At 58.1% G+C, this 13961-nt stretch carries 10 protein-coding genes; 8 read left to right on the top strand and 2 right to left on the bottom strand.

Going from position 1 to position 13961, the window contains the following annotated elements; genetic code table 11:
• Window positions 1–77 precede the first annotated feature (77 nt).
• Window positions 78–2792, bottom strand: a complete 2715-nt coding sequence (locus JIN87_RS07855) for a tetratricopeptide repeat protein (protein WP_200354994.1) — start codon at window positions 2790–2792, stop codon at window positions 78–80.
• Window positions 2793–2875: 83 nt separating this feature from the next.
• Between JIN87_RS07855 and JIN87_RS07850 the strand changes: the two genes are divergently transcribed.
• Window positions 2876–3808, top strand: coding sequence for a metallophosphoesterase family protein (locus tag JIN87_RS07850; RefSeq protein ID WP_200354993.1), 933 nt, complete (start codon window positions 2876–2878; stop codon window positions 3806–3808).
• Between the two features lie 7 nt (window positions 3809–3815).
• Here JIN87_RS07850 and JIN87_RS07845 read toward each other — a convergent pair whose 3' ends face one another.
• A complete protein-coding gene (locus tag JIN87_RS07845) occupies window positions 3816–4832 on the bottom strand; it encodes a hypothetical protein (RefSeq protein WP_200354992.1) in 1017 nt (338 codons plus the stop codon).
• Window positions 4833–4926: 94 nt separating this feature from the next.
• Between JIN87_RS07845 and JIN87_RS07840 the strand changes: the two genes are divergently transcribed.
• The 7 genes from JIN87_RS07840 (at window position 4927) to JIN87_RS07810 (ending at window position 13882) form a co-directional block, all read left to right on the top strand.
• Window positions 4927–6108, top strand: a complete 1182-nt coding sequence (locus JIN87_RS07840; protein WP_200354991.1) for a VWA domain-containing protein — start codon at window positions 4927–4929, stop codon at window positions 6106–6108.
• A 143-nt stretch (window positions 6109–6251) separates the two neighbouring features.
• Window positions 6252–7001, top strand: coding sequence for an undecaprenyl pyrophosphate synthase (uppS, locus tag JIN87_RS07835; RefSeq protein WP_200354990.1), 750 nt, complete (start codon window positions 6252–6254; stop codon window positions 6999–7001).
• Between the two features lie 32 nt (window positions 7002–7033).
• Window positions 7034–7867 carry a phosphatidate cytidylyltransferase gene (locus tag JIN87_RS07830; RefSeq protein ID WP_200354989.1) on the top strand — a complete coding sequence of 278 codons (834 nt, stop codon included), beginning with the start codon at window positions 7034–7036 and terminating at the stop codon, window positions 7865–7867.
• Window positions 7868–8030: 163 nt separating this feature from the next.
• On the top strand, window positions 8031–9194 hold the full coding sequence (dxr, locus tag JIN87_RS07825; protein ID WP_200354988.1) for a 1-deoxy-D-xylulose-5-phosphate reductoisomerase: 1164 nt from the start codon (window positions 8031–8033) through the stop codon (window positions 9192–9194).
• 79 nt (window positions 9195–9273) lie between these two features.
• Window positions 9274–10743, top strand: coding sequence for an RIP metalloprotease RseP (rseP, locus tag JIN87_RS07820; RefSeq protein ID WP_200354987.1), 1470 nt, complete (start codon window positions 9274–9276; stop codon window positions 10741–10743).
• Window positions 10744–10809: 66 nt separating this feature from the next.
• A complete protein-coding gene (ispG, locus tag JIN87_RS07815) occupies window positions 10810–12927 on the top strand; it encodes a (E)-4-hydroxy-3-methylbut-2-enyl-diphosphate synthase (protein ID WP_200354986.1) in 2118 nt (705 codons plus the stop codon).
• Between the two features lie 124 nt (window positions 12928–13051).
• Entirely contained in the window at window positions 13052–13882 is an 831-nt protein-coding gene (locus JIN87_RS07810; protein ID WP_200354985.1) for a BadF/BadG/BcrA/BcrD ATPase family protein, read from the top strand.
• Window positions 13883–13961 lie beyond the last annotated feature (79 nt).

Here is a 13961-nt window from a genome sequence, read left to right as displayed (position 1 = left end):
ACAGCTTGCAGGAGACACAGTTACTCCGTCGTTGCCTCAACCTCAAAAGAACCGTAGTCAACAAACAACTACAGTAATCATCCCAAAACTGAAGGGCTCCATTCCGGAGCCTTTTCCTTTTTCCCCTCCGACTCTTCGGTCTCCTCCGGGTCCAATTCCTCCGCCTCCACAGGCCCCTTCCATTCGATGCCAAGCCGTTGGGCGACATCCATCGCCTTACGATTCCCCGCCACCGCAAGCTCCTTGATTTGTATCCACAACAAATCGTCCTCCGGCCGATCCAATTCCCCATTCGCCATCATACGCCCGAGGTACAAGATCGCGAGCGACATCCCCTTGTCCGCCAAGTCATCCATCTCCGCCAAGCCTTCCAACTCATCCCTCTTCACTTCCACTCCCTCGATCTTGTAACGAGCCATGTAGTAGCGAGCCGGCTTAAATCCGATTTCCGCAGAAGCTTCCATCCACTTAACGCGCTGCTTCATATCCCTACGCACCCCGTTCCCCTTCAAATAACAGTTGCTCAGCTCGTAAGCCGCCTTCGCTGCAGCGTTCTTCTCTCCATCCACCTTGCGAGACTCCTTGTAAACACGCTTCAAGATCGAGACCCCCTTTTTCGGATCCGACTCATCCGATATCTCACGTAAATGCAGCATCCCCAAGATCAACTTAGCCTCCGCAAACTCCAGCTCCTCACAAAGCAAAAACGCTTTTTCCGGATCATGGCCATGCCAATCCTCGGTCCCCATCAAGCGAATCAAAGCCAATACAGCTGACTCCCATTCAGGCGTCCCCTCCAAAACGGTCTCCATGTATTTATTAATCCAGTACAGAGATCGGTCCAAGTTCTTCGACACATACACCCCGCGTTCATAAAAACGAGCGATATCAAGCATCGCCCGCTTATCCCCCATCTCCGCGCACCGCTCCACCCAATAAGCATACTCGCCATCGTCCCCTTCGAACGTTCCGTTCGAATAAAGGCGCTGCAGCTTCTGGGCTGACAACAAATCCCCGCCATCCGCCGCCTTCGTATACCACTCGGCAGCTGCCTCCTTGTCCACTTCACGTCCCCTGCCTCGCAGATAGGCCTCAGCGATATTGAAACACGCAACGACATGACCCCGCTCCACCGCCAGCAAGTAGTAGTCCATCGCCTTCTCATAATCCTTCTCCCCAAGCTCGCCATCCGTATGAATAGCTCCCAGATTATTGGCAGCCCACGCATCTCCAAAATCGCTCGCCCGCTCGTAGTACGCCACCGCCTTCAAAGCGTCAGCCTCTACCCCAAGACCTTTCTCATAAATGTAACCAACTTTAAAATACGACTGAGCATGCTCTTGAGCGCTCGCCGCTTCAAAATACTCCCGTGCAATTCCATAATCCCGTTCCCCCAAGTGGCCCCAGTAGTAGAATTCCGCATACGCATGCTGCGATCTCGCGTACCCCGCTGCCGCACCAAGCCGAAAACGCTCCCTCAACTCGAACGTCGCTCCCGTCGCCTCGACCAACCACCCCCTAGCCAGTCGCATCCCCATCGCATAGGACGCGCGTACATCCGAAGATTCAGCAGCCTCGCAGCGTTCAAGGTCCTCGATGTCTCGCAACAACTCAGGCTCGACCTCCCGCTCCAGCAGTAGTTGAGCAGAATAAAATCCCGACTCCGCCGCACGATCCAAAAGCGTATCCGCCCGAGCCTCATCGATTCCCACTCCCCAACCATTGAGCAAAAGGACCGCTAGATTGTAGTTAGCCAACACCCAGTTCTTCTCCGAAGCCGCTTCCAAAAGCCTCGCCCCTTCCTCGAAGTCCTGCCCCCCGCCGATCCCCTCGCAAAGCAGATAGCCCAAAAGGAAAGACGCTTCCGTGTTCCCAGCCTCCGAGGCCATCCTCAACAACACCCGCGAAGACTCCGGATCATGATCCTCGGCCCCCTCCACCAACAGCGCCTTCGCCAAATTAGTCTGAGATTGCACCAGATTCTTGGTATGCACTTCCGCCATCTCGCGCCCCATCTTTTCGATCTGCTTTTTCAACATCGGACTGGCGGACTCCATACGAGTCGTCTCAAGATTCCGTCTGACCTGGTCAAACGCCTGCAAGTCGGATTGCTCAAAAAACTGCTTCGACAACTCCGCATCCCGCTCCATCAGCTTCCCCTCCGCGTAGGCCATCGCCAAATACATCGACGCCCAGGCATCTCCCGTCGCCGAAGCCCGATTCATCATCAGCAAGCCCTCTTCGACCTGCTTCTCTCCTCCCAACCCGTCAATCAACAACAAGCCCATCAGGTACGACGCCCGCGAACGGATCGCACGCTGCACAGACAGATCCTCGATCCGCTGAGCAAACGACCAATCCAACCCCGTAAGCGGCTTCAAATACAAGCGAGCCGCCGCATGATCCGCCTCGCCGCCATTCGATCCCCCAAACGCGAACTCACCAGCCGCTAGCATCGCCGGCGCATGCCTTTGCTCCGCCGCCAAGCGAAACCAATACTCCGCCCGCTTACCATTCGCCTTCACTCCCAGCCCATGCTGATAACACAAGCCCAACAAATGCTGAGCATCGGCCATCCCCCTTCGGGCCAGAGGCTTCGCCCCACGAATCGCCTTGCGGTACTCTTCAGAGACAAACGCGCCATACACCTCCGCAAACGCCTCGTCCCGCTCCGCTTTCTCCAGCTCCCCGCTCGCCTCGAACGCCTCATCGTCAAACGCCTCCTGAGCATGGAGAGACACCCCGCTCAAAACGGCAAAACCGAGGAACAAAACTAATCGAGAAATAAACATACCAAGAAAGCTAAGAAGCCTAACTCTTAAGGCTTACTCCATAGAATCCATCCTCCCGCTCATCAACGAATAATTCCCCCAGTATGAACCGCCGCACATTCCTCGCTTCCAGCACCGCAATCGCCGCCTCCGCCACAAGCCCAAGCCTCTTCTCCCAAACGCCCCAGGCACCGAAGCGCTCCCTCCGCATCGCCCACATGACAGACATCCACGTCATGTCCGGGAAAAACGCGCCCGAGAAAATGGCCATGGCCCTCCAGCATGTCCAGAGCCTCAGCGACAAGCCCGACCTCATCCTCAACGGAGGCGATTCCATAATGGACGCCCTCAAGAAAAGCAAAGCCGAGACCCGAGCCCAGTGGCGAGAATGGCGAGCCGTCCTCAAAAACGAACTCGAACTCCCCTTCCGCAGCGCCATCGGAAACCACGACGTCTGGGGTTGGGCCCTCGACGATCGCCGCAGAAACGTCGACTACGGCAAAAACTGGGCCATGGAGGAGCTCGGCTTGAAAGACCGCTACTACAGCTTCTCCCAAGCAGGCTGGCAGTTCGTAGTGCTCGATAGCGTCTACTTCGATGCCGCCTCCAGCAAAGGCTACACCGCCAGGCTCGACGAAAAACAATTCGCCTGGCTCGCCCAAACCCTTGCCGAGCTCGACGCCAGCAAACCCATCTGCATCCTCTCCCACATCCCGATCATTAGCTTCTGCCCCTTCTTCGACGGCGAAAACGAAAAAAGCGGCAACTGGCATGTACCCGGACCGTGGATGCACATCGACGCTCGCCGCATCAAAGACCTCTTCGCCCAACACTCGAATATCAAGCTCGCCCTCTCAGGACACATTCACCTCGCCGACCAAGTCCGCTACCTCGGCATCGACTATCTCTGCAACGGCGCCGTCTGCGGCGGCTGGTGGGACGGCCCCTACCAGGAATTTCCGCCCGCCTACGTACTCGTGGACCTATACGAAGACGGATCCCACAAATCCGAGTTCGTCCCCTACCTCAAAGGCTAGCCTTCGCCTAAAACCGAGGAGCTCCCCCGCGCGGTCCGCCACGGCCACCGCCAGGTCCGCCGCGTCCGCGATCCGGATTCTCCAGCATAAACTCAATCTGACGCTGATCCCGCTCGCGCTCCGCCAACTGGCGTTCCGCGTAAGCCGCCAGCTGCGCGTCATTAAGCGTTTCAGACGCCGCCTCCAAAACCATCGAGTCATATTCGGCCCGCTCCTCAAAGTAAGTCGAAACATCGCTTCCACTCAAATCCTGCATCCCTCGACCGCGCAATTGAGCAAGATCCTTAGTGTATTCAAAGGATTGCGACACCTCTTTGATCGAAGTCACAAGCCCCTCGCTCTGAACATCCGTCAAAGGCGTATCCGTAAAGCTAAGACTCGAAGCCAACGCCTCGACCTGCCCACGATAAGGGAGACTATCGGTGTAATCTTGCAGGGCCGCCGCATTCTCTTCTCCCAGCAACGCAGCGATCTCGCCTTGCAACACGTCGTGCTGAAGCTGACGCTCCTCGCTTACCAAAGCCCGTTCGTCCTCGTTCGCCGCGCCAAATCCACGCATCCGCATCTCCCAATTCACCACGCCGCTCTCAGCCATCAGCGTTCGCAGCACCTCAAGCTCGTCATCGCTTAAATCCAGCGTTTTGAAAAACTCCGCATAACGATTGTCGATCCGGTTCATCTGCCGCTCGATCATATCAACCCGCATCTGAGGGTCCTCAAATGCCGCCAGCATACGCCCCATTCGTTCCTGGCGCCGGGCTGCCCTTTCCTCTTCGCTCGGTCTCTCTGGCTCGGGAGCAGCTTCAGGCTCCTGCCGGTACACGTCCTCCGTTGCCGCCGCCGCGACCTGCTCTTCCACAACGTCGGGCATCTCCTTTTCAGCAACCGCTTCAGCGACCGGTTCCTCCACAGCAACGTTCGCTTCCAACGAAGCTTTCAGGCGATTCACCTCGGTTTGCAGATAGGCAGCGTAGCCCGCCGCTCCCAGCAGCAGGACAGACAAAGTCAGAGTAGATGTTTTCATAGAGGCTCGAGCTGTACAGTCATACGTAACCAAGCCGCGATTAGATGCAACAATCTGACATCGCCGGAACATCTGAACAACCAAAGGGTCCCCCATGAACATGTCCAATTCACGTGCCCTTACCCTAGTGGGAGCGCTCGCCGCTCTCTCCACCCTCCCTTTTACCAGCTTCGCCCACCCACACGAAGAAGCCGAGGATCACCAGCATAGCGACGAGCAAGTCATCCAAGCCCCGACCATGGAGGTCGTGTTCGTACTCGATACCACCGGCTCCATGAGCGGACTCATCTCCGGAGCAAAACAGAAGATCTGGCAGATCGCGGACAAAATGAAATCCGCCAAGCCCACCCCCAACATCAAGTTCGGACTCATCGGCTATCGGGATCGCGGCGACGCCTACGTCACCAAAAAATTCGGACTCAACGACAACATCGACGAAGTCTACGCCAACCTCATGCAATTCCAGGCCAACGGCGGCGGCGACGAACCCGAGTCCGTGAACCAGGCCCTCTACGAGGCCGTCTCCGAAATGCAGTGGAACCCCGATCGCGACACCCTCAAAACCATCTTTCTCGTCGGCGACGCACGTCCTCACATGGACTACCCAGACGATGTCAAATTCGACGTCAGCTGCCAGCTCGCCCAAGCCAAAGGCATCCTCATCAACACCATTCAATGCGGCAGCCTCGGCGGCACCGCCTCCTTCTGGAAAAAGATTTCCGGCTCCACCAACGGCACCTACGCAGCCATCCTCCAAGACGGAGGCAGCATCATCGTGGACACCCAGTGGGACCCCGTCATCCAAGAGCTCAACATCGAGCTCGACGCCACCATCATCCCCTACGGCACCAAACTCGAGCAAAGCTACGCCAAGAAAAACCGCAGCCTGCTCTCCTCCATGACAGGAGCCGCCATGGCAGACCGCTCCAGCTACCTGATCAAAGCAGGAAAAGGCAAAGCCATCGCCGGCGACGGCGACCTCGTCGAACTCATCATCTCCGGCAAGCTCACCATCGAAACCATCGACCGCGCCAAGCTCCCACCCAGCTACCAAAAGCTAGACGAAGAAGAGCTCCAGAAACGCATCCAAGACAAGATCGCCAAACGCCAGCAGATCCAGGCAAACCTCGTCACCAACGTAGCCAAACGCAACGAGTTCATCGAAGCGGAAATGGAAAAGCTCAGCAAAGAAGACCAGGACGAAGTCTTCGAGCTCAGCGCCTTCCAAGTCATCGAGGCCCAAGCCGAAGCCGCCGGCTACAGCTTCGAAAAGTAACAGGAGGGCAACGCTCCGTCGTTGCCTAATAACCGTTCCCCCAAAACGGCCCCGAGCTGGCCGTTCCTCAACACCCCCAATAACGCCTTGCCAAAGGCCAAACCCCATTCGATCCTCCCCGCTTATTCTTCCCAGCACCTGGAATGAGCGGCGAATCCAATACCAAACCAAACCCCACGCACATCGGCGTCATCATGGACGGCAATGGTCGCTGGGCTAAGCAGCGCGGGCACTCCCGCCCTCGCGGGCACAAAGAAGGAGCCAAGGCCACGCGCGCCATCATCGACGCCTGCCAAGAGCTCGGCATCCGCTATCTCACCCTCTACGCCTTCTCCGCCGAGAACTGGAATCGCCCGGATATCGAGGTCAAGGCCCTCATGGAGCTGCTCGAGCTCTTCCTCAACCGCGAGACCAAGACGCTCATCAAAAAACGCGTCCGCCTCCACGCCATCGGCCGCATCGACGAGCTCCCCGATCGCGCCCGCAAGGCCCTCAAAAAAGCGATCGACGCCACCGCCGAATTCGACGACTGGCACCTCACCCTCGCTCTCAACTACTCCTCCCGCAACGAAGTCCTCGACGCCGCCAAAGCCTTCGCCCAAGCGATCACAGACGGCAAGATCTCGCCAAACACACTCGATTGGGGCGACTTCTCCAAACACCTCTACACCGCCGAGCTCCCCGATCCGGACCTCATCATCCGCACCTCCGGAGAGACTCGCATCAGCAACTTCCTCCTCATGCAATCCGCCTACGCGGAATTCTATTTCACCGAAACCCTCTGGCCCGACTTCGGCAAAGAGCAACTCCAGGAAGCCATCGCCTGCTACCGCAATCGCGAGCGACGCTTCGGCAAGACAGGCGAGCAAATCGCCACCCAATCCCCCGCCTAAGCTCTAATCCCCTAAAGCCTAGACTCCTAAAAATGGCCAAACGCCTTTTCAGTACACTCCTCCTCTGGGCTATCGTCGTCGGCTCGGTCATGATCACCCCCGAAGCCGCGGTCTGGCTCATCGCTATCGTCAGCTTCGGCACTCAGTGGGAACTCTACGGGCTGATGGAAAAGATGGGCCGCAAGCCCTTCAAATCTCTCGGCTGCAGCTTCGGCACCTTCATGATCCTCGGGCCCTTCTACGTACAGAAGCTACTCGACCATCCCGCCCCCGGCCTCTACGGCAGCATCATCGCCGTCACCATCGTCGCCGTCTGCCTGCGCATCCTCGTCCATCGCCAAGTCGAAGACCGCATCGAAACCCTCGGCTCCACCCTCGTCGGCCTCATCTACGTCCCCTTCATGCTGACCTTCATGGCCCGCATGCTCACCATCACCCCCGAAATGAACGAAGGGCTGATGCTCATCCTCTGGCTCATCGTCACCGCCAAGTTCTGCGACGTCGGAGCCCTCGTCTTCGGCAAACTCTTCGGCCGCCACAAGATGTCCCCCAACACCTCCCCCGGCAAAACCTGGGAAGGCGCCATCGGCGGCGTCATCACCTCGATCGGCCTCGGCTACCTTTTTGTTTTCCTCGCCGGACAACACTTTCCCGACTTCTTCACCCCTCTTTGGGGAGCCGTATTCGCCGCGCCCATCGCGGCCCTCTCCATCGTCTCCGACCTTGTCGAAAGCATGATGAAACGCGCCGCCGGCCAAAAAGACTCCGGCTCCTTCATACCAGGCATCGGTGGAGCCTTCGACTTGAGCGACTCGCTCATCCTCACCTCACCCACCGCCTTCCTCCTCTTCGGGCTGCTCCAATGAAACTCCGCGCTCAGCCAGGAGGGCAATGCTCCGTCATTGCCGCGACAACCACATCAAAAAAACAAAGCTCTACCAACCGCAACTCGCTGAGAAATGGAGCCACTAACCGAGGTTAGTTTACAGCCTTTCCCCACAACACCTAAGGCTTAAGCATCTCTTTCCCATGAACATCGTCCTCCTCGGCGCCACCGGATCCATCGGCGAAAGCACTCTCAAGGTCATCCGCAAACACAGCGACCGACTCAACCTCGTCGGCATCGCAGCGAACCGGAACCACGCCAAGCTCGCGCAAATCGCCCGAGAGTTCCAAGTCCCCCACGTCGGCCTCTTCGACGAAGCCGCTTACGCCGACGCAAAAACCAACCCAGACTTCGCCAGCGGCACCCAATTCTACTCCGGACTCGCCGGGCTCGAGGAACTCGCCGCCCTCCCCGAAGCCGACACCACCCTCGTCGCCGTCGTCGGCACCCACGGACTACACCCAGCCCTCAGAGCCATCGAAGCCGGCAAGACCCTCGCCGTCGCCTCCAAGGAGATCCTCGTCCTCGCCGGAAAATTCATCATGGAAGCAGCCGCCAAAACCGGCTCCCGCATCCTCCCCGTCGACTCCGAGCACAACGCCATTTTCCAGTGCCTCGACGGCGCCCCGCACAAGCACATAGACAAGGTCATTCTGACCGCTTCAGGCGGTTCCTTCCGAGACCTGCCGCTCGACCAGTTTTCAAACGTCACCGTCGAGCAAGCCCTCAAACACCCCAATTGGGACATGGGACCCAAGGTCACCATCGATGCAGCCACCATGGCCAACAAAGGCCTGGAAATGATCGAAGCCCGCTGGCTCTTCGGCATGCAAGCCGATCAGGTCCAAGCAGTTATCCACCCGCAAAGCATCGTCCACTCCATGGTCCAGTACATCGACGGCTCCGTACTGGCCCAGCTTTGCCCTCCGGACATGACCTTCGCTATCCAGCACTGCCTGCTCTACCCCGATCGCGGACCAGGCACCGTCGAGCCCCTCGACTTCACCCAAGCCATGCAACTCGATTTCCGAGCCCCCGACCTGCAACGCTACCCTTGCCTCGCTCTCGCCCGCCAGGCCATGGAAACCTGCGGCGTCGCCACCGGAATCTTCAACGCTGCAAACGAAGTCGCCGTCGAAGCGTTTGTCTCAAGGAAGCTAAAATTCATTGAAATCGCTTCCGTGATCGAAAAAACCCTCGAATCGATCGATAATATAGAACCAGGCTCCCTGGACGAAGTCCTCCACTACGACCAGCTCGCCCGACAAAACGCTACCAATTTCATCCAAAGCCCAACCAAACTGTAGGCCGCCGCGCCAAGGCGACGCCACAATCCAAATTTCAATAGACCTGAAACCGGGAACCTGAACCCCGGAACCCATAACAATGAATTTCACCGAACTACTCGATAAAGGCTGGGGCATCCTCATGGTTGTCCTCTTCTTCGGCGGCTCCATCTTCGTCCACGAACTCGGCCATTTCCTCGCCGCCAAATGGCGCGGCCTCCACATCGAACGCTTCTCCATCGGTTTCGGTCCCAAAATCGTCTCCTGGACCAGCGGCGGCGTCGAATACCGCCTGTCCTGGCTGCCACTCGGCGGCTACGTCGCCCTTCCCCAGCTCGCTGACATGCGTGGCATCGAAGGCGACTCGTCCATCGACGTAAAAGCGATGCCTCCCATCAGCTACACCTCAAAAGTCATCGTAGCGGTCGCCGGAGCCGTTTTTAACATCATCTTCGCCTTCCTCCTCGCCACGCTTCTCTTCTTCACCGGTCGCCCCACTTCAGAAGACCGTGCCTCCGTCGAAGTTGGCTACCTCAGCGAAACCCTGCAAAACGCGGAAGGCCAAGAAGTTCCCGCTCCAGCCAAGCAAGCTGGCATGCAAATGGGCGATCTCATCCGCTCCATCGATGGCGTCCCCGTACACGACTGGGACGACATCCACCAAGGCATCGCCCTAAGCGCCGGGAAAGCTGAAACAGGCGAGCGAAAAATCGAGTTCATCGTCGAACGAGACGGCAAAGAGCTCCCACTCCAAGTACAGCCAATCATCTCCCAAGGCATGAAGCTTCGACAAGTCGGACTCCGCCCCGGCTACACCGTCATCGCCACCGCCCTCTACAAAAACTCTCCCGCCATTACCGCTGGCATCCAGCCAGGCGACATTCTTCTCGAACTCGACGGCACGCCAATCAGAAGCGTCGCATTCTACAGCGACTACCTTGAGGACAAGGCTGGCCAAGCCGTTCCCCTCAAATACCAAAGAGGAGAAGACGTATTCGATACAACCATAACCCCCGAAGAAGTCGCCATCTGGTCAGACGGACGCACTGCTGTTCTCAGCGGTATCGCCGGTTTCGATACAAACCGCAGCCTCCTCCACCAGACCCCCTGGGAGCAAATGAAAGAGGTCGTCAGCACCACTTGGACCAACCTCCAAGCCCTGCTCAATCGCAACTCCGATATCGGCATCTCCCACATGAGCGGTCCCGCAGGTATCATCCGCGTCATCTATAGCGCCGCCCAATACGACATGCTCAACACAATCTGGATCGTCGTTTTCATCAACGTCAGCTTGGCCATCTTCAATCTCCTGCCAATCCCCGTCCTCGACGGCGGTCACATCGCCTTCGCTACGATAAATAAATTTCGACGTCAGCCGATGAACCCGAACGTCATCGCCTCCCTCCAAGGCAGCTTCATGATCCTCCTCTTCGGCATGATGCTCTACGTCACCTTCTTCGACGTCAGTCGTTGGGTTTCGGATACATCCGAAAGCAACGAGATCAAAGAGACCCGCATCGCCCCCGTCTTCGGCCAAAAAGCCGAGCCAGCATCCGACCCGACAGAGTAAAAGGTAGCGGCCGTTGTCCCTAACGGCCACAGCAACAGAGATACCTGTGCACTCAGTGCTTAAACAATGAGCTCCTACTGTTCCTCCCGTTTCGCAACCCTCCGTCGCGTCAGTCGCGAAGTTAAAGTCGGCTCCGTAGGAGTCGGCGGCGCCAACCCGATCCGTATCCAGTCGATGACGACGACGCTCACGCAAAACGTCGACGACACCGTCAAACAGTCGATCGCCCTCGCAGAATCCGGCTGCGAAATCGTCCGCGTCACAGCTCCCAACAAAAAGGCAGCCCAAGCCCTCAAGGACATCCGAGCCGACTTTACCGCCGCAGGGTTTGGCCACATTCCCCTCGTCGCCGACATCCATTTCCTCCCTTCCGCAGCCATGGAAGCGGTCGAACACGTCGAGAAGGTCCGCGTCAACCCGGGCAACTACGCGGACTCCAAAAAGTTTAAAATCCTCGAGTATTCTGACTCTCAATACGACGCCGAACTCCAACGCCTTCACGACGATTTCTCTCCACTCGTAAAACGAGCCAAGGAACTCGGCCGCACCCTCCGCATCGGCACCAACCACGGCTCCCTCTCCGACCGCATCATGAACCGCTACGGAGACACTCCGCTCGGCATGGTCGAGTCCGCCCTCGAGTTTCTCCGCATCGCCCAGTCGCACAGCTACTACGACATGATTCTCTCCATGAAAGCGAGCAACCCCAAGGTCATGATCGAGGCCTATCGCTTGCTCGTGGAACATATGGACAAAGAGGACATGCATTATCCGCTTCACCTCGGAGTCACCGAGGCAGGCGACGGCGAAGACGGCCGCATCAAGTCCGCCATCGGCATCGGCAGCCTCCTCATGGACGGCCTCGGAGACACCATCCGCGTCTCCCTCACCGAAGACCCTGTCTACGAAATCCCCGTCGCTCGAGCGCTTGCACAAAAGATCGAAAAGCAATGGCAGGTAGAGTCCGACCGCCGGGCGGAGCGCAAGTCCCTCATCACCGACACTCTCGATCCCCACAACCCGATCCCAGAGGATCCCCAAACTCCGGCCCCCGGTACCCCCACAATCGATTCCATCGACCCCTATCACTTCGAGAGACGCCAAATTACAACCGTCCAACTCAGCGACTCAACTAAGCTCGGCTTCGAAGAGCCCCCCACCGTCATCACCCCCGTCACGCATCCGATATCCGAATACGTGACAATCGCGGCCGAGGCCAAAACCTCTCGCCCCAAGCTGGGCGATTCCAAACTGGAAGGCATCCTGCTCAAAGCCAACACAATCGCGGACCTCGAAAAACTCACCGAACTCTGCGAAGGCATCAAAGGGGCAGCCGAATTCATCGTCGTCGAGCTCAACCCGCAACTCCCCCTCGACGAGGTATCGCTCGCCCTCCCGCATCAACCTTTCCCACTCGCGATCCTGAGAGATTTCGGAGACGAGGACTACAACGACTACAAGCAATTCGTCCACCTCTGCTCCCAGTTCAAAATCCGCCCCATCATCGGCGTATCGCCAACGGTAGCAGACGGCATCCTCTCCGAGCCGGAAGCAAACCTCATCGTCACCCTCCACTCCCGCCTCCCCGCGCCCGCCCCCAAACACGTCATCGGCCAATACCGCCTACTCGCCGATCGCCTCAAGCAGTGGAAAAATCAAGCCCCCCTCTGGATCCGCAACTTCCCCGGAGCGCAGACCCCAGAACCAGGGACCTTCCTCTCCAACCTGCTCGACGCCTCCATCCTCACTGGATCCCTTCTCTGTGACGGCCTTGGCGACATGATCAGCGTCGAGTCAGACAACGACCTCGTCCGCTCCACTCGACTCGCCTACAACGTCCTGCAAGGCGCCGGCTCTCGCATCACCAAAACAGAATTCGTCGCCTGCCCCAGCTGCGGACGCACCCTTTTCGATCTGCAAAGCACCACCCAACGTATCCGCGAAAAGACCGGTCACCTAAAAGGCGTGAAGATCGCCATCATGGGCTGTATCGTCAACGGCCCCGGCGAAATGGCAGACGCGGATTTTGGATACGTCGGCGGAGCCCCCGGAAAAATCAATCTCTATGTCGGAAAGGAATGCGTGAAATACAATATCCCGCAAGCCGAAGCCGACGAACGCCTCATCGACCTCATCCGCGACCACGGCAAGTGGGTCGACCCCAAACCAGTAGCAATTTCGTAGCGCCCCAGGTAGGGCTCGACGGCCCGGCGAGCCGCAGAGCCAAATCCATACAAACTCTCCCACCTCCAAATAAAAAAGTGTGGATTCCCCAGTCCACCCCCATAGAGTCCCACCATCCCACTCTATGAATCCCACAACATCCGCTAACCTTTACATCGGCGTGGACGGCGGTGGCACTCGCACTCGAGCGACCGCCATGGACGAAAATGGCAATGTCCTCGGCTCGGGCGTCTCCTCCGGCTCAAACCCCAACAACATCGGCTTCTCCAAAGCTGCCAACAGCATCCTCGACGCCATCGAAGGCACTCAGGTCAGCTTCAACGAGAACACAACCCTTTGCCTCGGCATCGCCGGAGTCGCGAGCGAGGAAGACCGCGAAGCCCTCCGCTACGAGCTCATCAGCGCCATCCCTGCCCTGGAGAGCGCGCGGCTGATACTCACCCACGACCTCGCCATCGCTCACCATGCCGCCTTCCAAGGCGCCCCCGGCATGATCCTCATCGGCGGCACCGGCTCCGCTTGCTACGCCAGAGACGCAAACGGCAAGTCGTTCCGAGCAAGCGGGAGAAATTTCCATTACGACGATCCAGGAAGTGGATACGCGATCGGACGAAGAGCGATCGACAATAAACTCCTCCTCTCTACCGACGCTCGAGAATCCATCGCCGCTCTCGCCCCCAGAGTCATAGAACTCGCCAGCGAAGGAGACCTAAAAGCGCTCGATATCCTCCGAATCGAAGCGGAGCACATCGCCAAGCTTGCCCGCCTCGTATTCCTCGAATTTTCGAAATCCGAACCAAATCCCAAACTCGCCCTATCCGGAGGTATTCTCAAAGCCGATACGCTCTACCGGGCCAGCGTCATTTTCGAACTCCAGAGAGCCCTTCCGGGAATAGAAATCATCGACCCGCAAACGACCCCCGAACGAGCCGCCGTAGAGCTGGCGAAAGGTTAAGGCCCAAAACAGAAAAGAGCCGCCTCTTGCGAGACGGCTCCCTCCTCTGTTTCTCTTCCCTCCTGCTAAGCGATCTAGG

Origin of the sequence: Pelagicoccus mobilis, from assembly GCF_016595505.1 — a bacterium.
In the GTDB taxonomy this organism is placed as follows: domain Bacteria; phylum Verrucomicrobiota; class Verrucomicrobiia; order Opitutales; family Opitutaceae; genus Pelagicoccus; species Pelagicoccus mobilis.
This window is presented reverse-complemented; position numbering and strand designations above follow the sequence as displayed.

Coding starts and splice junctions, on each gene's coding strand:
- JIN87_RS07855 (WP_200354994.1), bottom strand. CDS start 2,792: ATGTTTATTTCTCGATTAGTTTTGTTCCTCGGTTTTGCCGTTTTGAGC.
- JIN87_RS07850 (WP_200354993.1), top strand. CDS start 2,876: ATGAACCGCCGCACATTCCTCGCTTCCAGCACCGCAATCGCCGCCTCC.
- JIN87_RS07845 (WP_200354992.1), bottom strand. CDS start 4,832: ATGAAAACATCTACTCTGACTTTGTCTGTCCTGCTGCTGGGAGCGGCG.
- JIN87_RS07840 (WP_200354991.1), top strand. CDS start 4,927: ATGAACATGTCCAATTCACGTGCCCTTACCCTAGTGGGAGCGCTCGCC.
- uppS (WP_200354990.1), top strand. CDS start 6,252: ATGAGCGGCGAATCCAATACCAAACCAAACCCCACGCACATCGGCGTC.
- JIN87_RS07830 (WP_200354989.1), top strand. CDS start 7,034: ATGGCCAAACGCCTTTTCAGTACACTCCTCCTCTGGGCTATCGTCGTC.
- dxr (WP_200354988.1), top strand. CDS start 8,031: ATGAACATCGTCCTCCTCGGCGCCACCGGATCCATCGGCGAAAGCACT.
- rseP (WP_200354987.1), top strand. CDS start 9,274: ATGAATTTCACCGAACTACTCGATAAAGGCTGGGGCATCCTCATGGTT.
- ispG (WP_200354986.1), top strand. CDS start 10,810: ATGAGCTCCTACTGTTCCTCCCGTTTCGCAACCCTCCGTCGCGTCAGT.
- JIN87_RS07810 (WP_200354985.1), top strand. CDS start 13,052: ATGAATCCCACAACATCCGCTAACCTTTACATCGGCGTGGACGGCGGT.